This is a genomic window from Candidatus Gracilibacteria bacterium (assembly GCA_028687475.1).
GTDB lineage: Bacteria > Patescibacteriota > Gracilibacteria > BD1-5 > UBA2023 > STC-74.
Genome location: JAQUAB010000001.1, coordinates 374,907 through 399,502, shown reverse-complemented (window position 1 = coordinate 399,502; position 24,596 = coordinate 374,907). Strand labels below are relative to the sequence as shown.

The following is a 24,596-nucleotide window of genomic DNA, read 5'->3' as shown; positions in this document are numbered from 1 at the left end:
TTGAAACGCTTTTTATAATTATTGAATAGATATCTTTTTGATTGTAGTTCAGATTGAGGCTTGTAGATGGGCGGATGGAATTGATGGTGACCACAGATTTCCTACTACCATTTGAGTTGGATTAATACTCATAGGAAGATTGACCGTAAGAGATGTACTACTTGGAATAAGATCAATAGTTGTGCCTGTCGTTCTACATACCCCAGAATTTGGTGATGTTACCCATCAACACTTCCACGTTCCGTTCTCAAGTGAAACCTTAAGAGATCATCATAAATCTAATACATAATATTTTGCAGGAATATGTGTTATGTTTCCAACAGGACTTCCCAACTCAATCATCACTGTTCTTCCTGCGAGACTACTTGCTCATCCAGGGAAGAGGGGAAGTGGATAGGAGATATATTGTCCAGCTGTTGTTATTGGTATGCCACCATTGAATGAGAATGTTTGAGGTTGGAATACATATTTTGCTTGATAATTCCATTCATACCAGTCATCATATTTCCATTGATAAAAACCTCATTGATGTGATGTTTTACTGCTTGGGTTTATATTCACAAGAATATCACTCCATCATAGGTTTCGGAGTTCCTTCAGATCTTTACAAAATTCTCGTCCGTCATCATCAGGACAGTCACTATTCCATCATTTCCGATTTATTGTATCTGCAATATTGGTAGATTTGATATCAGCATTTGGAGTGGATATTCCGGATTTTAATAATCCATCATCGTAGAGAGTTTTTCATGTTATATCGAGTTTTCATGCTCGTAAATAGCCAACGGAGTTGAAAAAATACATATTCGTATTTCAGAGAGTATAATCCGCAAAAGCAATAAGTCCCTGTGGTAGACATGGCTCCATACCAGCCAAGAGAAGATTTTCCCAATATTCCTCACTTGTTGTGCCTGTAGGATCACAGATATCATTTTTGTCTTTTGTATTTTTTGGTTTGGTGATATCGAATTCCGTATTGATACGTGGAACTGCGCGCCTTTCGCTCATATACTCGAGGTCTGCTAGCGTGTTTTCTGCGACCTTTGGGGCGGTAGGGTTCGTATAGATAGAGCCACCAGCTACAGAGAGATTCGAGAGTGTCGGAGTACAATCTCCTGATGTTGGAAGTGTTGCGATTTTTCCAGTTCCGACAAATGTTGTTGTATTTTCTTTCGTACACTCGAGATTCACACCTGGTTGAGTGGAATGTACCACCTGGAAGGTTCCTCCTGGGGTTGCTGGAGGCAATACCCAATCACCATTTGCATTTTTCGTTGGAGTTGGAGAAGCCCCTTCTTTCGTGAACTGTATAGACGTTCCTCGTACACCAGCGACGATATCATCGTTACCGATGCGATATTCGCCATTCTCGGTGAGGACACGTCCCCAGAGTCCGCCATTGTTCAGGATAGCGTAGGCGATACTCTGTCCTCATGTTGTCACTCCAGTATCGAGTGAGACAGTTGATCCACCATCGAGACGTATGAGTGAGAGATCGGCGAATGCGATGGTGATAGGACATCCTGCATCGGTCTGGACGATATCTCCCTGAAGAACAATATCCCCATCAGAAAAAGTCTTCGTAGTTCCATCTGCACGATAGGCAATCGCTGCACCGACACAGGTATCTATCTGAACCGTCCCGATATTCACCGCGAGCATATTGGATGATCCACATACGGGTTTTCCATTTGCATCGGTCTTGATCCAGACATTCGGTGCGAGACAGATATCTTGAGCTTTGAGAAGCTTATCTGCGGTCACTCCACTCAGCATATTCGTATTCGCGACCGTTCCATCACCGATGTAGTTCGCGAGGTCGGTGGTGCCGAGGATTTTCGCTATCGCTCATCCGATTGTTCCATCTCCTGTGGGAACTCGTGGGAATCGACTATTGTCAGGAAGGAGATTCACGACGAGAGCATAGGCTCATCCGACTATGATGAGAACCAGAGCGACAATGACAGGGAATTTGCGCATAGTGAGAAAAGTTATTTTTCTTATTGTATACAAAAGCGGATATTTGCAATTATTGTTGGAGGTTTCTTGGACTTATTTTGTGCTTTCTTCTGGACGTTCTGGTGTTTTCTCTGCTTCTGGATTCTGGAAGAGAAATTGTTCTCGTTTTTCACGAGTATTCCAATTATCATTTCGAAATCGTTCATAATTTTGAAAACCGAAACTGATTCCATGCCAGAGTTCTCGGAAATTGGTTGGAGCGGTTTTTCCTGACTCTTCTGCCTTTCTTTGAAATCTCTGGAGTATGTCTTCACTCAGAGTCCTGAGTGATTTTTTCTGAGCATTATCGAGTTTTGGATTTCTATTGAGGTCAATCGGTTCGACGGTTCACTTATTGTGGAGATTCATGGCTTCTAGGAGGTCATCGAGTCACTGTTGACCGAGTTCTCCATAGCCGAGAGAATTGAGAATGCTGAGCGTCTCTGAAGCATTCTCAGAGAAAGTATCTACTCCAGGAGTTTCTATTTTTTTGATTGCTTCACGTTCTTTTTCGTATTCTCTTCGAGCATTCACATATTTCGTGAGCTTGTCACTGGACTTCAGATTCTCGAGCGCACGGAGTTTCTCATTCAGATCTCGTTCCGTTGCAGTTTCTCATCCAGCATTTTCGATACCGATTTTTCCCATCTCGATCTTCTCAGAGAGGATCTGATCCATGTAGGCGAAACCTTTCTTTGTCAGTATTCCTTCTGATTGTGCGGCTTGTGTACGGATTTCTTGTTGGAGTTTTTCTTGTTCTTCGGGTGTTCGAGCATTCTGTATCTTCTCGCGGTAGGTGTCGAATTGTCCTCCAGAAAAAGCCTTCTCGACCTCCTCGATAGAGAAGCCATCGAGGTTCTGGTAGTATCATGCGTTCTTCAAATCACTATGGATATCTTTGCTCGCTTCCTGATAAGTATTCTTGCTCCTGTCGAGCGATTCCCGTGCACCCTTGAGTTCTGGATTCTCTGGAACTTCCGTTCGGCTGATGGAGAGGTTATCTTGGGATTTAGAGAGCTTCGGTGGATGGACACTCATATCGATCTCGAACTTTTCTCATTCTCTTGCTCCATCCCATGTGAGCTTGTCACCTGTGCGGGTGATGAGGGTGTTGGGAGATTCTTTGGTGAGGGAATTAATAGTGGAAATTACTGATTTCTGTGTTGTATCAGATTTATCAGGAATGAGCTTTTCGATATTCTGAGCTGTCTCATAGACTGGAATATCGAGATGTCGAGCACTGTTGCGGAGTTCATCGAATTCTTTTCCGAATTGTCTCCCTGATTCTTTTACTTGAATTGCTTTCTTGATGTTCGCTTCCACTTGAGGATTCGAGAGGTAGTAGGCATCAATCATGTTGGTGATATCCTGCTGTTTCACTCCTCACTTTGCACTTACTTCACTGACATTTCCTATGGCTACTCCAGTTTTTTCTGCAATAGTTTTGGTGAGTTCAGGAGGAAGATTTGGTTTTTCTTGTTTTGCTTTCTCGAGTTCAGTATTAACGATGGTTGGGTCGAGGGATTTGACAGCATTGAGATCTTCGGAGAGTTTTATAAAGCGTTCATTATATTCAGTATTATTATTCACGACCTTTAGTCATTCTTTCCCGGTAGTAATTTCTGGTTTACTTCAATTCTCTCATCATTTACTATCTATAACTATTCCATATGCTATAAGAGTATCTTTTGCTTTATCTGAGGCGTCTGATGTTCAGATTTTTCATTCGGAGATATCTTTTTGAATATCTTGTAAACTATCAATGCAATCTTTTTTATCATTTCATTTTATTACTTCAATACTCGAAATGACTTCTTTTGGAAGTTGGAGACTCTGTATGAGTTTTATAAGTGATTGCTGTTCTGATGTTTGCTCAGGTTCTAGAGCCTGTTTCTGTTGTTCAGACATAAAAATATGATATCCCAATTAGGATATCATATTTTGTAGTAGAGTGCAAAAAACCGTCTATCCGAGTGCTCAAGTTGCACCAATCCACATATCTGTTGCTTGTTTGGACGCATCTTTCTTGAGGTCACTAATTTCTTTATCACTCATCTTGAGTTTTATTTTAGCTATTGTTTCCATACCTTGAATCATTCATTTTGCATCTTTTCAAGCATTTACATAGATATATGCAGCAATAAATCATTTAAATAATTGTTCTCTAGTAATTTCTTTACCACTTTCAACGAGCTTTACAAGGGTTTCTAGATCTCTTTGTGTCTTTCGAATGATATCATTTTTGTCCACTAAGGCGAGTAATACTTGAGAATCTTTATCATACTTCACAAGAATACTTCTGTTCATTCTTCTGTCTTTTCCTTCATCTCATGTTGAAGAACTGCCGTCAACAAGTTTTCCATTATTCGTTATTGGTGGCTGGATTATTCCCTGGGCACTCTTTGTATATTTCACTTCTTTCTTACTCCCATCCTGTTGTATCACGTAGGCAACATATACCTTCCCATCAGTTTCTACGTTTGCTTGTGCGAGAAGAATCGGTTTTGTCTCTTCTGCGAGAGGAATCATTCGAGATTGAGTATTGCTGATAACTTCGCTTACCCCTGGATATCCACTCTCAGCGAGAGCAGAAAAATCAGCAGCTTCCTGAGCTTGAGGATTTCCAGCAAGAGCAACAGTTGTAGCAAGTACGCCAGCAAGTTTTCCGAGTTCTGCCATAATAGATACAGTAAACGAATAATAACGCACGTATTTTATACCATATTCCTACCATCGTCAATATATTCTTTCATTATTTTCTTGATTCTCTGAGCTTTCTGACTATATTCCGCATCCCTTTTCTGATATTGATGGCAATAGATCCTTTGACGAAGAAAATATCCTATGTTTCGTAGGATATTTTGTCGTGGAATGTATACAATATGTGAACGGGAATTGGTTTATGAAGGGATACTTTCTCCCAAGAAAAACACTTCCTCTCATTGGTGAATATCGAATGCTTTGGGCATTACGAGGATATCTCATGGGGTTGCAAAGATAGGTTTTCTTGTTCCACCCTCATCTACAGAATATCCAATGAGCCCACTTCCAGGGGCTATGAGAGAAAAATTCTCTATACTTGGGATAGCATATTCAAAGCTCGTTCACTCGAGGATATAGACATCCTTCATTTTGATAATCATCTTTTCTCTGCCAATAGTATGAGAATATCGCATATCTATCATCATATTGGCAACGAGGAAGTTGAGCGCCATCTGATACGCATTTTTTGCTCACTCTGGATTGTTGTGATTTCCTGCCTCGAACGTGAATCCCATCCTTCCAGGGAAACTATTCATATATCCCTCACTGTCACCCGATAGCACACCATCTCCGAGCCTATCCCAGCCTATGATAACATGAGATATTCCAAGTTTCTGGGCAAAATCAAGATTCTTCTCTTCCACAAACATAAATGGTATGGATGGTCCAGAAGTTGAGTGGAGATCCATGAGTTTGGATACTTGATATGTCTCGAGAATATCCATGATTTCATGAGCGTAGAGCTCCTCTTGGCAAGGATTTGCTGGTAGAGTTCGCATGAAGCATCGATTGAGATTTTTCTCTACATAGCGAACTCATATTGAATGAGCCAGAGGATTACATAGAGGAATTACGATGAGCCTTCCTTTTGCGAGGATGCTATTTCATTCACGGATATCTTCTACGATCCGTAGAGCCGCCTGGATACCAGAGGTCTCATTCCCATGGATACCACCGAATATGGCAATCGTATCTCATGGCAATCACGAATCGAAGATATGATACTGAATTGTTGACATATTTTATAGTTACAAGATATATTGATCGATATGATGAATCAAGGTATCTCTCCCTTTTTCATCTATCGCATTCTTCCACCCTGGTGAATTGAGTATTATTTCCGCATCTTCTCGACGAGCTCATTGCATTAACAGAAAACAGGTATGATCCCGATCGGGGCAATATTCATGATTTTTTCTTTCACTGCATGCACAACATCAGCGAAAGGCTTCAGGATTTTTTTCTGAAAGCTGAGAAAATGAGACTGGAATGGCTCACAGCTCTTTTATATTGATGAGAACTTCCGGAAAGTTTCATGGAATATGAGGTTTTACCGTGGAATATAGTATCTGATTAGCTGATACTGCTACCTCTTTCAGTTTTTTGTGGAGTTGACCTCAGATACCATGTCATCGGAATTCACTATGTACCCATGCACCACTGACCTCGCATATTCCATCCGCAACAGGAAGCATTCATACACTACCAATCACTCTATTTCTTGTAGTTGCGATAACGATCTGATTATAGTTTCTTTGGGTTGTATAATGTTGAGTGCTTCTTTCTAGAAGTGCTTCTTCTCGAGCTGATATCGAATGAAGTTGCCCAGGAAGGGTTTCATATAGACTCTGGTTTTGTTCTCGAAGTTCGAGCATATTGAGTATCTGTACAGGAGAATTATCGGAATACATAGAGAAATAAAAATAAAGTATTTTGGTTATAAATATTTTTTTGTAAAAATCACGAAAGTAACTAATATGTTCTATATCAATAATATTTTGTTACATATAGAACAATATGAGAAAAGTTTCAGACATCATCACTGAAATTGTGACGAGACAAGCGTTTCTCGAAGAAGCGCTGAGTTATAATTTCTTGAATCTAACAGCATTTGCTGAATATATCCAGAAACAAGTGGAGAAAGAAGCAGCGAAGTCAGTATCAGTTCACGCTATCAAGATGGCACTTTCTCGGATGAAGCTCCGAGAGAATTTTAGCTTGTCTTCCGGAAATCATTTCTCAAGAATCTCTACCAGAACAGGACTCTCTATTATGACGCTCGTTCGTTCCCCGAAGAGTATTGAACTCGTTACACAGTTCATGACCGAGAGAAGAAGGGATACCAAATGATTCTTTACTATGATAGAATGAATGCATGAGATTGATATTATTTTTGAGACAGATGATTTGAATATTATTCAAGAAAAATTCCCCCAAAGTCTCCAGATACTTGTCGTATCGTGACTTGGACTCATTTCCTGAGAGCTTTCGGATCTAGAGATTTCCACTCCGTGATTGTTTTATAACATTACAAAACGACTCGCATTTCATGGAGTAAATATTATTCAAGTTCTCTCGACGTATCATGAACTCGGGATTATTATGAAGGAAGAGGATATCAAGAAGGGGATGAACTTATTGATGGATTAGTTGTGTTGCCAGAGGTTTGTTCTGTAATTTTCCTGTATCTTGGTTCCATTTTGTATTCCTTTCCAATATTGGTAACAAGATTTGACGAAAAAAACATCCTATGTTTATAGGATATTTTAGTGTGTGTCGAATATAATATATGAATGAGATTTTATCTACAGAGTATATTCCCCGAAGTATCGAATCCATAAATACATTGGTTCGATCCACAACTTTGTCCTGGAGTCGCGATTTTCTGGAACTTGCTGACATCATTCCCATCGAGTTTTGCAGCATTTTTCACAGTACCATCTCCAGTGTATGATGAGAGTTGTCCTGGTGTGAGTCCGAGGATTTTCTCCATGATATCTCCGAAGAGTCCACCGCTTGCAGCATTCGCGACTCATGCGAGTGTCGCGATCACGATGACGAAAAATACTCAACCAAATGTCACTGCGCGAAGGATTTCTTCGCGGAGGAGCGTGTGAAGTGTCGTTTTTTGCATAGATGGAAATATTAGGATATACTGCTCTGGAATCGGAGCTTTCTCTTGGTTTCTCAGTGTATGCACAAACTCAAAAATCTCAAACATATTTTCGCAATATGGGGAATCGTTCTTGTATTGATTTGAATCATTTATGTGATTGGTTCTGAGTATTTTCAGAAAACCACTCAGTATTTTATCTATCGTTCAGGAATATTTCAGAACATGATCTATCAACACACAATCAAAAAAAGTGATGATATTATTGTGATTCCTATTGATACCCAGATGATGAATGAGCTTCAGGCCAATAATCATTTCGGTGCAGCAGATGGAAGTCTTCGTATTCCGAAAAGCTGGTACCTCGAAGTTATAGATATGCTCGAAGAAGCATGAGTAAAGGCTATAGGTATTGATATTATCTTCCAGAATCGTGATGAATATGAGAAGCAGTTTGCTGAAGGACTAAAAAAATATAACAATATTGTTCTGGCAACACAACTAGATAGTGGATGAGGGAATTGCCAGAAAGACAATATTAATGAATCAAATGATGTAATAGGCTGTGAGAATTCACCACGATCGATTTATACAGGAACAACTTGGGGGTTTGTGAATAACCCCGATACGTATGCTACTCTTGCACAATCAAATCTCCCAAGTTATTATACTCTTCCGCTTCATTATCCTGAAAATATCTTGGAATCATTTGCACTTGCCGTTTACAGAAAGTATATTGGAGAAAAGACGCCAGAAACTATTTCTACATGATCAATATTGAATGTTGGTAAGAGAAATATTCCTCTTATTGAAAATGATAAATATCTCAATACCTATTTCTGACTCTCGAGATCATATATTTTGGATGAATGATTAAGAAGATTCGGAAAGAAATGAGTCGATATAAATACCGGTATCTCATCTACTGGGGCAGTGGGTATTCTTGGATTGAAGAATTATAAACCTCTTCTGAAGAAAACATTTGAAGGAAAGATTGTACTCATTGGTGAAGATGGTTCTATTCTTCATGATACCGTCAATTCTCCATATGCGGGTATAGATATACCAGGAGTAGAACTTCATGCGAATATGCTTGATTGATTACTCCAGGATAAACTCCTGCGAGAGTTTTCAGGAATTCCATATTATATTTTTATTACCATACTGACACTCTTATCCGTTACAGGATATTATCTTCTTCCAAAATTTATTGCCCCTCTTCTTGCTGGAATACTTTTTATTGTTGTGATATTTTTTGGCCGCTATATGTATGATGTCCAAAGAATAGTGATAAGCATCATTCCTGTATTTGTAGCAACAATTCTTTCTTTTCCACTCACATTCATCTACCGATTCTTCATCGTGGATCGTGAGAAACGCGAACTCCAGAAAAATTTCGGACACTATGTGGATCCACGTGTAGTCGAACAAATTGCTGAGAAAGACGAAGATATCGTTCTCGGTGGTGAACACAAGGATGTGACTGTGTTATTTTCCGATATTGCGGGATTCACGACGATTTCGGAGAAATTAGAGCCGACGGATCTGTTCTCGCTCATGACTTCCTATCTCTCGAACATGACGAATATCCTCATCGAACAAGGGGGAACGCTCGATAAATATATCGGTGATGCGGTGATGGGATTTTTCGGTGCGCCACTTGCGCTTCCAGATCATGCTATTCGTGGTTGTCGTACGGCGCTTCTCATGCGAGAGCGACTTCCAGCGTTCAATGCTGATATCACAAGACATGGTATGGATCCGATTGATTTCCGAGTGGGAATGGCGAGTGGCGATGTGATGGTGGGAAATATTGGTTCACAGGATCGATTCAACTATACGGTTCTCGGAGACACGGTGAATCTCGCTTCCAGACTTGAGGGAACAGGGAAGGAATACAATGTCCATATTATCCTCTCGCACGGTACTCGTACAGGACTCTCGGACGAATTCTTTGTCCGTGAACTGGATACTATTGCCGTGAAGGGGAAATCCGAAGGAGTCCGAATCTATGAGCTTATTGGTTTCACGAAGGATATCACTGATAGAATCATATATGAGAACTATGAGAAAGCTCTCACGCTTTATCGAGAAGGGAAGTACCATGATGCATGAGAAATTTGGGCAAATCAGAAAGATATTGATCCACCGTCGCTCGTGATGATGAATCGGTGTATTTCTCTGATTCGTGGAGAAACACATCTCGAGAATGGAGTGTATCATATGACACACAAATAACGATTTTGTCCGCGAATGCGTAGCAGGAGTGGATACAAAATCGTTATCCTGAACGAAGTGAAGGATCTCTCCATCTTGAAGTACGATTGGCGAAGAAAAATGTTATCCTAAGGAATGTAGTGACGAAGGATCCATGTTCCTGTCATCGCAAGCGAAGATCCAGTTTTTCCTGTCATTCTCGGAGAGAATCCCTCTGTTCCTATCATTCCGACTGGTTCAGGAATACAATTCCTTACTTTCGTGACCGAAAGTAACAAAGGTCTCGGGGGTGTCAACTCGATTTTGTAAAGTTGCTTCTCAATTCTCTCTCTGGGGACGATTGCCACCCCCGAACCCCCATCCTTCAGAAACATTGCATCTTTGCATTTTCTTTGCAATCCCCATTTCACTGTTTTTAATCACCCCCGAACCCCCATCCTCCAGGAGCGTTGTGTTTCCAATTTTTTCTAGCAACTAGTAACTAAGGTTCTAGCAACTATCAACCAACTAGTTCTTCGAGGAATTCTTGAACCGTTTTCCAATACCGCACTTCGGTGCGGATTTTTTTGACAGAAAGGAGAGTCATACGATTTTTGGTATCGAATCGGTCGAGAAATGCTCTGATTTTCTCGACTTTCGTGCCATCGTAGAAATCGAAAATGTAGTTCTGTCCGACTTTTTTCAGGCTCTCGAGTCCGTATTCTGAAAAGGTGAGACGTGCTCGGAGAAGGAGGAAGAGATTCGTGACGTGAGTGATGAGTGATGAGTGATGGGACATGAATTCTTTTCCTGCATCTGAATTATCTCATATTTTATCGTTCATAGTTCATATTTTCTCCATCATTTCTTCTTCCATAGCATCGAGTTCTTCGAGGGTTTCGATATTTTCTATTTCACGGAAAAAATTGAGCTTATCACTTTCTGACAAGAAAAGCGAATCGTCGAGTGCATAGGAAAGTTCGAGTTCGATTTTCACGGGTTTCTTTTTCTGTTTCTCATCCTTGATCTCCGCGATTTTCTCTTCGAGCATACGGAAATAGAGTGTGAGACCAACATCTTTACTCTTCCCAGCCTGCTTGAATCCGAGGACATCCCCAGCACCGCGAATCTCCATGTCACGCATCGCAATCTCGAATCCAGCACCGAGGTGTGTATTGTTCGCAATGGTGATAATACGCTCTTTTTCTATCGCGGCAAGTTCTGGCTTGCGATACATGAGATAACAGTAGCCTTGTTCTCACTTGCGTCCGACTCGACCGCGGAGCTGATGGAGCTGTGCGAGTCCGAAATCCTCTGGATCGATGATGATTATAGTATTTGCCTTGAGAAAGTTTACACCATTTTCGATAATGGTGGTTGTGAGGAGGATATTGTATTCTCACTTTTTGAAGGCATGGATACGATCTTCTATATCATCTCCGTGCATCTGACCGTGAGTGGTAATAATAGTTGGTTGGCTTTTTGTCATTCCGAGCGAAGTCGAGGAATCTGTTCCAGGTTGTATTTTTCATGAAACATTTCCCTTACTTTCGTGACCGAAAGTAACAAAGGTCTCGGGGGTGTCAACTCGATTTTGTAAAGTTGCTTCTCAATTCTCTCTCTGGGGATGATTGCCACCCCCGAACCCCCATCCTTCAGGAACTTCCTTTCATCAATTATTTTGAATCTTTCATTTTGAATTTTGAATTATTGATATAATTTCCTTCTCCATCTGTTCCATTCCACGGATACGGTTATGGACGATGATGATCTGTCCACCACGTTCGAGCTCGTATTGTATCGCATGGGCAATCGTCGTCTCAGTCCAAGTGCTCACGATAGTTTCGATGGGTTTTTTCTTTTTCGGAGCCGTTCCGAGAAGGGATACTTTCTTCAGTCCCGAGAGAGCAAGGTTGAGTGAACGGGGAATCGGAGTAGCTGAGAGAGAAAGAATATCGATGTTAGCTCGCATCTTCTTGATCGTCTCCTTGTGTGAGACACCGAACTTATGTTCTTCATCGATGACGAGAAGTCCGAGTTTTTTCCAGCGGATATTTTCCGATAGGAGTTTGTGAGTACCGACGACAATATCTACATTTCCATTTTTCATTCCATCGAGGATTCGTTTTTCTTCACTGGTACTTGTCATGCGAGTGAGACATTCGACATGGATTCCATATTCGGTGAATCGTTCCATGAAGGTCTCATAGTGTTCATCTGCGAGAACGAGCAGGGGAGAAATAACAGCAACCTGGTAGCCAGAAAGCACTGCCTTGTACATGGCATTCATCGCAACTTCTGTCTTTCCGAAGCCAACATCACCAGAGAGGAGCCGGTCCATCGGATACTCGGATTCCATATCGCGAAAAATCTCATGAATCGCTTCGAGCTGATCAGGAGTATAATCATAGGGGAATCGGGAACGGAATTGTTCTTCTTCTGTTGGCAGACTTTTGAAGGTGATTCCACGAGAAAGAGTGCGTTTGCTCGCGATCTCGATAAGTTCGGTTGCGATTTTTTCGAGTTCTTCGTCTGTTTTTTCGAGCGTTCGTTCCCATTCTTTTCCTGTGAGACTCGTGAGCTGTGGCTCGAGTTCTCCCACATATTTGCTCACACGATAGATTTCTGTGAGAGGCACGAAAATCTTGTCACCTCCAGCATAGTGAAGTTCGAGATATTCTCGACGGATATCTCAGAGAGTTTTATCCACGACTGCATGGAATCGTGCAATTCCGTGTTCTCGGTGCACGACATAATCTCCAGGATTCACATAGAGGAGAAGATCGAGGTTTTTCGCGAGGGATTTCTTGGTTCTGGTTCGAACGAAAATATTTCCGAGGATATCGTCGGTGATGACTATTTGTACTTTTCATGAAACTCTTTCCTTACTTTCGTGACCGAAAGTAACAAAGGTCTCGGGGGTGTCAACTCGATTTTGTAAAGTTGCTTCTCAATTCTCTCTCTGGGGACGATTGCCACCCCCGAACCCCCATCCTTCAGGATCCAAAAAAAAGCTCTCACTATATTCGCAACTTTCGAGTCCGCTTTTTGGAGTTGGAATTATCTGACATCCAGAAAGTGCATGGAATTCGAGAAAATCCTGCACGGATTTTTCGTTTTTTGTATAGAAGCAAATATTCGCTTTAGATGAGTTTTCTTCTATATAATGCTTCAGTGCGTCGATATGAGGGATATCAGGAACACTGACATCGAGTGAGATAGAATCTTCACGATGAAAATCGGTGAAATGGATATTTGCATGTTTTCTGAGAGTCTCGAGGTCTCCATGGAAGTCACAACCGATAAGGATAATGTTAGTGGGGTAGTGGGGCAGTGGGGTAGTGGGTTGGTTAAGTGGTCATTTCTTTGTTTCTGTCATTCTCGGAGATAGTCAGTATACCCCTTGTGGGTAGAATCCCTTTTCCTGTCATTCTGAATTTGTTTCAGAATCTAGTTTTCCTGATACATTCCCCTTACTTTCGTGACCGAAAGTAACAAAGGTCTCGGGGGTGTCAACTCGATTTTGTGAAAATTCCTCCTGATTCTCTTTCTGGGGATGATTGCTACCCCCGAACCCTCATCCACAAGAAGTAATCTGAGACAATAATTCCTCATTGATTTTCCCGACTTTTCGCTCGAACTGATTCTCATCGATTTTCTCGTTCTTGATCCAGATGAAGTCACGATAACTGCGATTCCCAGCACCATCGATTTCGATAATGCTATCGATTTCTGTATCGAACCATTCTATATGGATCGTATTTCCACTTTGTGCATGAGTGAGTGTCACGATACTTCATTCCCGCTTGTAGGTGCCGAGTTCACCACTGTATTCGCTGTGAGAATAGCCGAGTGCTATCAGGGTCTCGATCGTGTTTTCCATGGATTCTGTATTTCCACGACTGATCTTGTGAAGGGTCTTCCGTCTGAGATATTCGAGATTTCCTATTGTTTCGAGGATTTGAGGATGGATGACGAAGTTCCCAGTCTGGATTTCTGTCATTTCGAGAAAATCCGCAATAGTGTTGAGTTTCTTCCAATTCCTCTTTGTGACGCTTTCTCCGAAGTTTTCCAAAAGTTTCGTATCTTGTTCTTTATCGGTGATGATGATATTTTTCCCTCCTTCGCGAAAAAGACTCTTCAAAATGAAGAGTCGGGCAGTAGTACAGGTGGAATGAGAGAAAGTTGCTAGAGGGTACAAGAGTTGCTAGTTGCTAGAGGGTACAAGAGTTGCTCGTTTTTGTTTTTGGAAACTTATGAGTCCATTTATCATTTTGTGAATTTCTATTATCGATTCAGAGAGAATGATATATTCTTCATCAGAAATATAGCCAATATCTTTACAAATCAATAGTTGAGTTGAGAGTTCAGCAGTACTTCATCGAGCAATAACAAGATATCGAATAAATTCTGTTGTTGTTTCTCTTTCATTTCATTCTGCAATATTACTTGGTATACTTACAGCAGCCCTTCGTATCTGATCAAGTAATCAATAGTCATGACTCAGCTTTGAATTTTCTTGAGAGAATTTATAGATTTTGGTTACGAGAAGTATTGATTTCTTCCATACTTCTAGGTTTTCATATTTTGACATATGAGAGTAGTTTATTGAATATTTTCTTGCAAAAATCTTCTATCAACTATTAAGTCTAGCAACTAGCAACTTCTTATCTAACCACTAAACTTTCATAATGTCATCCTCTTTTGTTTTGAGAAAACTGTCTACTTCTTTCATTGCAGCATCGATTTGTTTCTGGAGATCGGTCTCATAGGATTTTGCTTCATCCTCAGAGATTTCTTTATTTGCTTTTGCAGAGTCAATTTTTTTCTTGAAATCCTGACGAACGGTACGAATTCCGACTTTCCCATCTTCTCCGAGACGACTTGCGAGCTTCACGAGATCACGACGACGTTCTTCTGTGAGTGGTGGTATCTTGATCATGAGAGATTCACCGTTGTTCGATGGGTTGAGACCAAGGTTTGCATCGCTGATTCCTTTCTCGATATCGCGGATAATGGTCTTATCCCATGGTTGAATGACTATTGTCTGAGCGTCAAGTGTCGATACTGCAGCTACGTTCTTGAGGGGTTGACTGCTTCCATATGCCATCACATAGACGCCTTCGACGATTGCAGGATTCGCGCGTCAGGCCTGGAGTTTAGCGAGTTCATTTTGTAGGTGATTCTTGGCTTTATGAAGCTCTTGTTGAAGATTCGTGAGCATAATGAAAAATATAATTATAATACAAATGTACAAATAGTGTATTCATTTTCTTCCTTTCTACAAGCTTTTTTTTGACAAAGAATCACCAGAATATACAATACGCTTTGTATATTTACATTCTTAATTTCTTCTCCCATTATGAGAACTTCTATTGTTTTTGTTGTTACAAGTATGCTTGTATCAGCAGCACCTCTCGTTCATGCAGCAACGGGCGATTCAGATTCTCCTCTTACTATTGCTCCTACAGTAGCTTCTGGTACTTCGGATGTTCCGACAATGACAGCAGCTCCATCTGCTGGTTCCGCTCTCGGTGAATATAAGACTATTAGTTGTAGTTCGAATTCTGCTTTCTCTATCAATAGTTGTGATCAGTGTTTCGATGGTGGAAGTGTAAAAGTAGGGGACAAGCTCACAGGACTTTTCGATAATTGGACTAATAGCTCACCTCTTACACTCTCTGCATACAAGGATGAACAGAAAACTCCGAATATGGTTCGATTCGGAAATACAACATGGACAACTACCCCTGCATCTGAGGCAAATATCTGGAAGTATTCTTCAGATATCGTATGGGTGACTCCTACTGGAGAGACAAAATCTCAATTCCTTCTTCTAGGAGGTCAAAAAGTAAAATTTCTCGAAGCGGACATCGGAGCAGGGTATACGCTCACAAAAACAGACAAGAAAGCAGGTGATCTCGTCGGTATGCTTCGCTTCCCAGTAGTATCACATACTATCGATGCTTCTGCGAATGAGAGTGCTGCCAATACACACTATGAATGTGTAGCGTACAAGCTCGCTGCTAGTGCTACTCCAGAACCTACGACACCTACTCCAGCAGAAGTCACTCAGACAAAAACTGGACCAGAGACACTTCTTCTCATTGCTGCTGCATTCTTCATCGCATTCGGCATGATGTTCACTCTTCGTCGACGTGTCTAGTCGTTTCTCTTGTTTCTCAAAAGTCGAACTTATTTGGTTCGGCTTTTTTGTTTACCTTTTCTTCACAGAAAAAGTATTGACAAAATATAATTTGAATCTAAGATTACCTAGAATTATAAAATCGAATAATATCCCCATACTATAGATTTTCCTTTTGGAGAAAGGAAATATGGGATATAAACAAATAAAGAAAAATAATGATACATGGAATGCATGTGCTATTTGCGTGGAATGAAGATATATGGTAGAGTGGAGTGGTAAATCTATTTTCTAATCATATTCATATGTTTACGATTCGTCATATACGTACTATGCTGACAACTTCTCTTGGGCTCACGAAAGGGGGAGTGAAGTGGGGGCTTTCTACTGAAGCTCAATCTGCACTTGATAGTCTCGAACGCGACAACTCTGTCGCTGATCTGCTCAAGAAAGCAAAAATAACTCGTGAAGAAATACAAAGGTTCCAAAATGAGAATCCTCCTGATGCTATCAAAATCGATCGTGTTGTTAATCACTTGGGTGATATTCTCAAAAAAATCGATGGAAAGAACACAAAAGATCGTCAGGCGGTCCTTACTCTTTTGGAGACTGCTATCTCAAATGCTCCTGAGAATTCTGATTCAAAGAAGTGACTTGAAGCACTGAAAACTCAACTAGAATGAGAGTATAAAAAAATCGATGAAAATAATTCAGCTGATAAAGATCAGACAAAGACTACTATAAAACAAGAAACTTCCCGTGCTTTCGAATCTGTGGTTCAGAAAAATAGTCGTGAACAACAGGCAAAAGATTTTACAGAATATGTAGCAAGTGGGCTTCAAGATCCTCTCAAAACATCATTCTTGGAGACATTCAAACAGGAATCTAATAATGATATGATTGGCGCACGTCAAAAGTATGAACTCGAGAGTGTGAGTATCCCGAATCTTCTCCAGAGTATAGAGGAATGAACTGTCTATATCGCAGATGGTGCCGAGTTCAATGATCGTCCGGCTGTGAAGAAATTCCTCGAATTCTATGAACAAAATAAGGCTGAACTTGCGCCAATCCTAAAACCACTCATGGTTGCAGCTCGCGCTGGACAGTCAACTGAGAGTGTTCGCAAGTCGGGAGATCTTCCTGCAAGTGGTGCAAGCAATTCAGATATCATCAAGTACCTCTCAAGGGTAGATAACTTCAAGACTCATGGAACCACAGCACTCGATCGTCAAATCTCTGCAGCAACGATTCTCCTCCTTGATAAGGTAAGGGGTGACGATAGTAGATTTCTTCAAGTTCTCTCCAATGCTGCAAAACTTGGCGGTGTTTCTACTGAAGTTACAAAAGATAAACTTGCCACCGATGCATCTCTCAAGTATGCTATCCTCGCTGGTATCCGCGAGGCATCTCGTCTTCCAGGACGTATCAATGCACTTATTGATATAAAGGGAATTTCTGGTATCGGCGAAAATGAGCGAAAGATGTTAGAAAAACTAGATGCAAATAAATCTGAACTTCTCGCTGGACTCAAGGATGGATTCCAGAAGCAACTCGAAAAACAGATAAAGGATGGAACAATTTTATCTGACCAGAAAGGTGAGGCACAGGGTGCCATCGACGCATATATTGCGGAACTCGGTAAGCAAGATTCTCCAGGATGGAATATCATCTCGAAGAATCTCGGTGCTGCTATTACCAATCGTGGTGTCGGTGCAGGTGCTGCTGCAACTATGGATTTTCCTCCGAACTGGCTTGCTGACAATGCGAGTCTTGGTTTCGCATTTTCTACTGGAAAACCTGGATTCGGTGTTGGTATCACATTCGATAAATCAGTAACTCCTGATACAAAGATTCTTTACGGTTGGGCTGGAACTCCTTTTGTAGGTGTATCAAGTCGTTTTGATCGCTGGGTATTCACTGGTATCGCAGGAGTGGGTGGAGGTATGGTCAATGTATCTCGTGATATGGGAAACAAGGATCTCGAAGTGAGAAACATGGAAAAGATGAAATCTGCAGAAGGAATCCTTTCCCAGATTGATGCTCTTGCAAAAGAAACAAATAAAAAAGCTACCAATATTGCATTTTCTTCTGATTATTCAAAATATCCTGAGACGAGTGATGATCCCATGGAACCAACAAAAGCTCGCATAGAGTCACTTGATAAGGCAATTAATACTGATATCCAGAATCGACTCTCACTTGCAGGATTCGACACTGAAACAAATCCAGTTATCCGTGCACAAATGATCTACAATGCGCTCAGTCAAGCAGTTCAATCTCGTATCGATCGCCTCCATCTCGATGATGCAACAGGTGGTTGGTCACTCAAGTCTCTTGGACTCTCTCTCGGTAGTTTTTCAGGAGTACCATTCATCCTTCCGAGCATCTCATTCGGACGTACATCCTATACACAATCACTCAAGCTGACTCGTACTGAGAAGCAGATTGAGGGGAAGGCTGCGGTTGCAGGGAAAGAGGAAATTAGTGAGAAAGATGTTTCTCTCGATACACTCGATCTTGATTCGACCGTTCGTTCTGAGCTCTCGAAGAAAGAAGTTCGTAAAAGTCTTTCATATATTTGGCAAAATTCTGTACGTTCAAAAGAAGCAAACAAGTTCTCTGATACACTCCAAAAGATTCAGGAAAGCAATAGTGATAATACTAATCTTGATACTGCAAAAACATCATTTCTCGAAATGGTGAAATGACTGGGTCTTTTCGCAAAACTCAGAGCCGTTGTATCGAAGGAAGCTGATCCTAAAAAACTTCAAGCGGTTCTCTTCGATATCCGTGGCGCTATGATGATGGATGCTAACCAAGCCGTGCATGTTTCCTCTAAGGAGTGAAATATCGATGTAACAGAGAAATCAGGAGATACACAAAAGCGTTTTGATAAGATGCTTGCTAAAGCTTTTGAAAGTGGTGGTATACTCAATCAGACTGGACTTACTCTGTCTGATTATGCTGATGTGCTGAAGTCAGGAAATGGGAATATCACTATCGGAGAACCAAAATCAAATACATTTGGCGCTATCGCTTCACTCAAGACATCCGAGAAATATATGGCTCTCATGCCAACAGGTACCATGCGTTTCGCTTCTCGTGACGGTCAAGAGTTTTCGAAAGATGTTTCCAATTTTGATGTAACTAAGAAAGAATGAATGCTCAAAGTGGCTCTTCCAGAAAATGGAGTAACTGACAAAGCACTTCGTACAAGCGTTGCAACAATTATGAAGGTTGATGAAGCAAAAGTAACTCACCAAAATATTGTCGAACTTCTCGCAAAATGAACCACTAAGATTGATGGTAGGGATGTGAATATGACGGGTCAGAAGTTCCTCCTCTGTGCTTATGGTGATTGTACCAACCCAGGTATCGCTATCGAACCAGGGAAAATATCTGCTCCAGCAGTTCTTGGAAGTCCTGCTGTAGCTGGTGATGCAAGTGCTGAATACAATATCCAGATATCGAGTCGGGCAGAAACTCTCGGGCTCACTGGAGCAATCGGATGGGTAGGGAAGAAGCCTGATTCATGAAATGGAGACAATAATAATACACAATCAGAATGATCAACTCATACATGAGGTGTAGACCAATGATCCATGGACCAAAACACTGGAACACCACTTCCAACACCTACTCCAACACCTACTCCAACACCTACTCCAACAGCTTCAGCATGAACAGCAGCTTAGTTTATTTATTATCAACTGTATGAAAAAAATCTTCATAATTTCCGGTATTACGATTTCTCTCTTATCTTCTTGTACTACAACACAACAAAATAAAAATCCAGAATCTAATACACAAATGCAGCAAAATGGCACCTCGATTTCTTGATCCAATATTTCCATTTCCGTAGAAGATGGAACGACTATTCCTGCTAATACTCAACCATAATTATCCATTTTATGAATACTCTTCGTATTTGAGTGATTGCATTGATTGCAGTGAGCTCATTCATCAATGTTCTTCCTCAGACTTTCGCTTCTGATGGAGAAGATACTGAGATTTCAGTTGCCTCGTGTCAATCAAAGTATGGCACGGCAGCAAATTCTTGTAATCAATGTTTTGAAAACACTATATACAATGGTCACTATCGTGCCTTGTATGATACGTATACAAATTCCTCACCAACTCAATATAAGGTCATGTATACGTCAGGTGACTTTAGGGGTTTGAATATTTCATATAATATACTTCAATCATCTGCCTCTTTCGTAGTATATCCGTCTGGATCTTTACAGATTGATACCGCAGTTCCGGATGGTATATTTTCATTTGATTCGATAGTTCCATCTCTGATTTCACCAACACGATGAAAGTATTTGTATTTCACACCAGGTTCTGTAAAAACGCCATTTGTCCGTACGAATCCAAGTACTGGACTCTGACTTTCATCCGTAGCAGCTGGTACGAATCCAAATACCGCTGCAATTCAAGTAGTATATGATACGAATGTGTATGCCATGAATGGTGCACCTGGTAGTTTTACCTTTGCAACTGGTATTCCAGAAACACAACGTGAATGTCAATTTCTGAGTCCTCGTTGGTGTGGTGATGGAATTGTCGATCCATCATATAGTGAAGTCTGTGACCCAGCAGATGCTTCTCACACTGGTTGGGGAGTGAGCGGTTGTGATACTTCATGTCAGCCTATCGGTACTCCGACAGGACCGAACCTCACTATCAAAAAAGCAGCTCAAGGAAAAGATGGTCAGTATGTTGATGATGCTGCACAATTAGCACCAGGAAGCGAGTTCTCATATACCTATCAGGTGACCAACAATGGTACCGCTTCAGCCAAGAAAGTAACCATCACTGATACTTTCCCACAATATGTATCTGTCACCGCAACTCCGACAGGAACCGACTGGACATGTTCTCAGGGAATGAAGTCAGTAGGATGAGTGAGTCACGCGACTGTTATCTGTACATACAACAAAGACTTGCCAGCTGGAGCAGTTGCACCAACTGTGACTGTGCCAGCCAAGATCGATAGTGCCACTCCAGAATGAACTGCACTCAGAAATATCGCATACGTCTGTCGTGAGTGACAAAATACTCCAGAATGTAATGTGACATGTACAGACCCAAATGATCCTACATGTACACCACCGCCACCACCGCCGAATTGTGATAGCAATGATTCTGGTGCACAAAAAGATCCTGCCTGTGTCGTGGTCGCGAATTTCGACCTCTCTATCAAGAAATATGCGAAATCTGAAGATGTTTTCGCTTCCGTCGATAATACCGAAAATTTCAACTATACTATCGTTGTCAGAAATAATGGAACTGGTACTGTGACAGGTCTCACGACCGTTGCTGATGCACTTCCTGCTCCGATCGTTCTCCGTGGAACTCCATCAGGAAATGGTTGGACATGTACAGGAACCGACGGTTCATCTGCATTCACTTGTACGACGACTGAATCATATCCAGCACGTACAGAGTTCAATGTCATCACTGTTCCAGTTCGTGTGACGAATCTCGTTTTCCGTTCCGCGGGATACATGAACTATGCGTATGTCCACAATCCGAATGAAGCTGATGGGAAACAGTGTAATGCAAATGGTTCTCTGCCGAATCCATCTCTCGCGGGTGCCAATGGTGAGAATCCTCGAGCCGTTTGTAATGAAGATACCAACAATCTCGATCCAGCCAATGTGAATCCTCCGAATCCGAACGGATTCGATCTCCGCATCAAGAAATTCGTCAATGGTGATGACGAATCGAGCCGTGTCAACGCGGATGGTACGATTAACTATACTTTTATCGTTCAGAATCTCGGTGAACTTGCATCAACTGGAAGAACTACTGTTACGGATGAGAATTTCCCTGCAGGAGTCACTATTGCATCGATCGCAACGACTCAGGGTGAGTGGACTTGTGCGAAGAATTCCGATACAAAGTTCACCTGTTATACAGATAAATCCTATGCGAAAGGCGAATTTTCGACTCTCATATCTGTCACTGCTACGAGTACTATAACTCAAGCATGATGGTATCAGAACTATGCATGTCTCTCGAATCCATATGATCCGAATGAGAACGAACCACTCGATGTACCAGTGAAGCAATGGAAAGTGAATAATTGTGATCCTGGAGAAGTAGTGATTGTTCCTCCTGGAAGTTTCGACCTTTCTCTCAAGAAATATGTTGCAGATCTCACAACAGGAGTTCCACTTCGTGATGGAGATCATCAGACATCGAATGATGGTTCCGATGTAGATCGTGATATTCTCACAGTGCCTCAGGGTGGAAGTATGCGTTATCGTTTTGTCGTGAGAAATCTCGGTCCAGTGACAGCAACAGGTACGACAACAGTAGAAGATACACTCCCGAATGACACTTCTATTATTTCTGTAGCTGGTAGTGGATGGTCTTGTACGACATCAGAAACTCGGAAATTTATCTGTACTCGTACAGAAGATCTTGCGCTTGGTGCATACTTCCCAGATATTGTTGTCGATGCTCAGGCTTCGAGTACGATTCCTGCTGGTGAATATTCGAACACCGCAACGGTGAAAAATCCTGGCGACACCAATCCGAATAACAACACTGATCCAGCAAATATCGAAATCGTTGCAGGAAATCAATGTGGTGCTATTTCTGGTGCACCAGTAGGAGCAGTTGCTCCAGGAACAAATACGACATATACGTGTGCTGCATCTGGATATACCGGAAGCATAGCGAATCTCGAATATCGTGTCGATTGTGGTACAACCACAGGAACATGGTCTTCATCGAATACAGGTACATGTGCCGCTCCGAATAGTTATTCCTCTTCTGATACAGTGACTTGTGGTGTCCGTGATCGAAATGATCCAGCAACCGTATTTTCTGGTTCATTCGTCGGAAGTTGTAGGGCTACTGTCACAACAACTGGTGGAAGTAGTTGAGGTTCTGCATATATCGGAAAAAAATGTGTGAATAATATTGCATCTTGTGCAACCTACAATTCTCTCGTAGCCTGTACATCTGATGGTATTGCTGCTGGTCTCTGTTATCCAGCTGATGCTATAGGGATTGCGAATTGTCAGAACCAACCACTTTCTTGTGGTGGTGGAGGTTGAGGCGGAGGCGGAGGTGGTGGAGGTTGAGGCGGAGGTTGATATTGTGGTGATGGAGTACTCCAGATTGGTGAAGAATGTGATGTTATCGGTGCAGGATGGTGTGTAGCATGTAAACTCATCACAACAACTCCAGGAGCCAATCCGATTATAGATATGTGGATGACGATTCCGACCCTTTCTCGTGCTCGTCTTGGATATAGTTGGCTCGAATGAGAAGCAGGAAAAATCGCTTTTAGTGAGAACCGTATGATTCTCGGTGTTGGTACAAAAGCCTTCACCCTTGCTGATACAGTTGGATTCGGCATCAAGACGCAATATGCAGTGCCTCTGATTATCGAAGCAGACAAGACCATCTGTCTTTCTTCTACTGGTGCGAATATGAATTCGAATGAGATTTGTACTCCATTCGGTCGCTATGCTCCTGATGACGCGAGTATTCGTCGAGAGAATATCTGTGGAACAGAATATATCATTCTCGGAAAATGAGACTATCAGGTTCCAACGAACTGTACTCCACCGATTGTATATGAAGGAAGAAATAGTGTATCATCCAATAATATAACTCTTTTCAAAGGAAAAGATGCATACCTTGTGTATCCAGCACGTCTCGGATCATCTACTCTCAATAGCGCATTCTTCGGTACATCGGTGGGGAATACGAGTTCACTCGTTCTCTCGAATGGTAGTACTACTCTTGCTCCACTGACAGCGATTTCTCTCGTAGCACTCGATGTTCGTGTTTCTGGTGCGATGATCGCTGGAAATGCTGGTACCGTGAATCGTGGAGTAGAGACATACGTGCGAGCAGGGAATCTCGTGAATCTCTTCCTCTCAGGAATTGCAACAAGCACTACAACCACCCCTACAACAACTACAACTTCGACGACACCTGTTGCGAATGTAGACGTTGGTTCAGTCACAGCAAATCCATCTATCAGTTCTCTCACAGATCTTATAGCGTATCGCCTCAATGGAAATCAGAATATTTTCTCTATCAAGGGAAATGTGACTATCGAAAGTTGTCCGAACAATACATTCGTTCTCGATGGAGTTCGCACACTCATCGTCGATGGAAACCTCACTATCAAGTGTAATCTCGTCTATGCATCAGATGATACGACTTCGAGTTGGGCATTCATCGTAAAAAATGGAAATACATACGTATATCCAGGAACGAGTGTTGCTGCTGACTTTGGTGTGACGAATCTTGGCTGAGTCTACGTGAATATCGATGGATCATTCCGTTCTCTCGGTGATGTCACATCTCAGAAAATCCTGAAGGTCGATGGTAGCATGTATGGAAATGCAGATCCACTCTTTGATTCTCGTCTCTATGTCCGTGGTACGAATGCGTATGAGATTCTCACAACAGGTGTTGTCCTCTCATATTCGAATCGTGCACTCGTGAATCCACCACCGCTTTTATCCGAATATCTGAATAATTATAGTGTCACTCGTGTGGTGAAATAATCAAACAATAAAACTCATGAGAAATCATGAGTTTTATATTGACTAAATAATAAAT

16 protein-coding genes are annotated in these 24,596 nt (G+C 41.5%); 6 read left to right on the top strand and 10 right to left on the bottom strand.

Translation table 25 applies throughout. From position 1 onward, the window contains the following. Positions 1-18 precede the first annotated feature (18 nt). The 5 genes from PHY14_02000 to PHY14_01980 form a co-directional block, all read right to left on the bottom strand. A complete protein-coding gene (locus tag PHY14_02000) occupies positions 19-1,980 on the bottom strand; it encodes a hypothetical protein (protein ID MDD2693680.1) in 1,962 nt (653 codons plus the stop codon). Between the two features lie 72 nt (positions 1,981-2,052). Further along, positions 2,053-3,906, bottom strand: coding sequence for a hypothetical protein (locus PHY14_01995; GenBank protein ID MDD2693679.1), 1,854 nt, complete (start codon positions 3,904-3,906; stop codon positions 2,053-2,055). A gap of 57 nt (positions 3,907-3,963) precedes the next feature. Continuing rightward, entirely contained in the window at positions 3,964-4,677 is a 714-nt protein-coding gene (locus tag PHY14_01990) for a hypothetical protein (GenBank protein MDD2693678.1), read from the bottom strand. Between the two features lie 221 nt (positions 4,678-4,898). Next, positions 4,899-5,780, bottom strand: coding sequence for a succinylglutamate desuccinylase/aspartoacylase family protein (locus PHY14_01985; protein ID MDD2693677.1), 882 nt, complete (start codon positions 5,778-5,780; stop codon positions 4,899-4,901). A gap of 9 nt (positions 5,781-5,789) precedes the next feature. Beyond that, the gene (locus PHY14_01980) at positions 5,790-6,452 is read right to left on the bottom strand and encodes a GNAT family N-acetyltransferase (GenBank protein ID MDD2693676.1); all 663 of its coding nucleotides are present in this window, start codon (positions 6,450-6,452) and stop codon (positions 5,790-5,792) included. A gap of 106 nt (positions 6,453-6,558) precedes the next feature. Here PHY14_01980 and PHY14_01975 point away from each other — a divergent pair, with 106 nt between their 5' ends. Beyond that, a complete protein-coding gene (locus tag PHY14_01975) occupies positions 6,559-7,191 on the top strand; it encodes a hypothetical protein (GenBank protein ID MDD2693675.1) in 633 nt (210 codons plus the stop codon). Positions 7,192-7,342: 151 nt separating this feature from the next. Here PHY14_01975 and PHY14_01970 read toward each other — a convergent pair whose 3' ends face one another. Further along, complete coding sequence (locus tag PHY14_01970; protein MDD2693674.1) at positions 7,343-7,675, bottom strand: hypothetical protein; 333 nt, start codon at positions 7,673-7,675, stop codon at positions 7,343-7,345. A 60-nt stretch (positions 7,676-7,735) separates the two neighbouring features. Between PHY14_01970 and PHY14_01965 the strand changes: the two genes are divergently transcribed. Beyond that, positions 7,736-9,892: an adenylate/guanylate cyclase domain-containing protein gene (locus PHY14_01965; GenBank protein MDD2693673.1), complete on the top strand. Its 2,157-nt coding sequence runs from the start codon at positions 7,736-7,738 to the stop codon at positions 9,890-9,892. A gap of 107 nt (positions 9,893-9,999) precedes the next feature. Here PHY14_01965 and PHY14_01960 read toward each other — a convergent pair whose 3' ends face one another. The 4 genes from PHY14_01960 to frr all read right to left on the bottom strand — a co-directional run bounded on the left by PHY14_01960 (position 10,000) and on the right by frr (position 15,074). Beyond that, positions 10,000-10,149 (bottom strand): hypothetical protein, encoded by a 150-nt coding sequence (locus PHY14_01960; GenBank protein MDD2693672.1) that lies wholly within the window; start codon positions 10,147-10,149, stop codon positions 10,000-10,002. A gap of 218 nt (positions 10,150-10,367) precedes the next feature. Continuing rightward, on the bottom strand, positions 10,368-13,994 hold the full coding sequence (locus tag PHY14_01955; GenBank protein ID MDD2693671.1) for a CarD family transcriptional regulator: 3,627 nt from the start codon (positions 13,992-13,994) through the stop codon (positions 10,368-10,370). A 63-nt stretch (positions 13,995-14,057) separates the two neighbouring features. After that, entirely contained in the window at positions 14,058-14,444 is a 387-nt protein-coding gene (locus PHY14_01950; protein ID MDD2693670.1) for a four helix bundle protein, read from the bottom strand. A gap of 84 nt (positions 14,445-14,528) precedes the next feature. Then, a complete protein-coding gene (gene frr / locus PHY14_01945) occupies positions 14,529-15,074 on the bottom strand; it encodes a ribosome recycling factor (protein ID MDD2693669.1) in 546 nt (181 codons plus the stop codon). A gap of 138 nt (positions 15,075-15,212) precedes the next feature. Between frr and PHY14_01940 the strand changes: the two genes are divergently transcribed. The 4 genes from PHY14_01940 (at position 15,213) to PHY14_01925 (ending at position 24,541) form a co-directional block, all read left to right on the top strand. Then, on the top strand, positions 15,213-16,016 hold the full coding sequence (locus PHY14_01940; protein ID MDD2693668.1) for a hypothetical protein: 804 nt from the start codon (positions 15,213-15,215) through the stop codon (positions 16,014-16,016). 284 nt (positions 16,017-16,300) lie between these two features. Further along, entirely contained in the window at positions 16,301-19,690 is a 3,390-nt protein-coding gene (locus tag PHY14_01935; GenBank protein MDD2693667.1) for a hypothetical protein, read from the top strand. Positions 19,691-19,709: 19 nt separating this feature from the next. Beyond that, entirely contained in the window at positions 19,710-19,895 is a 186-nt protein-coding gene (locus PHY14_01930) for a hypothetical protein (GenBank protein ID MDD2693666.1), read from the top strand. Between the two features lie 11 nt (positions 19,896-19,906). Next, complete coding sequence (locus PHY14_01925; protein MDD2693665.1) at positions 19,907-24,541, top strand: hypothetical protein; 4,635 nt, start codon at positions 19,907-19,909, stop codon at positions 24,539-24,541. Positions 24,542-24,596 lie beyond the last annotated feature (55 nt).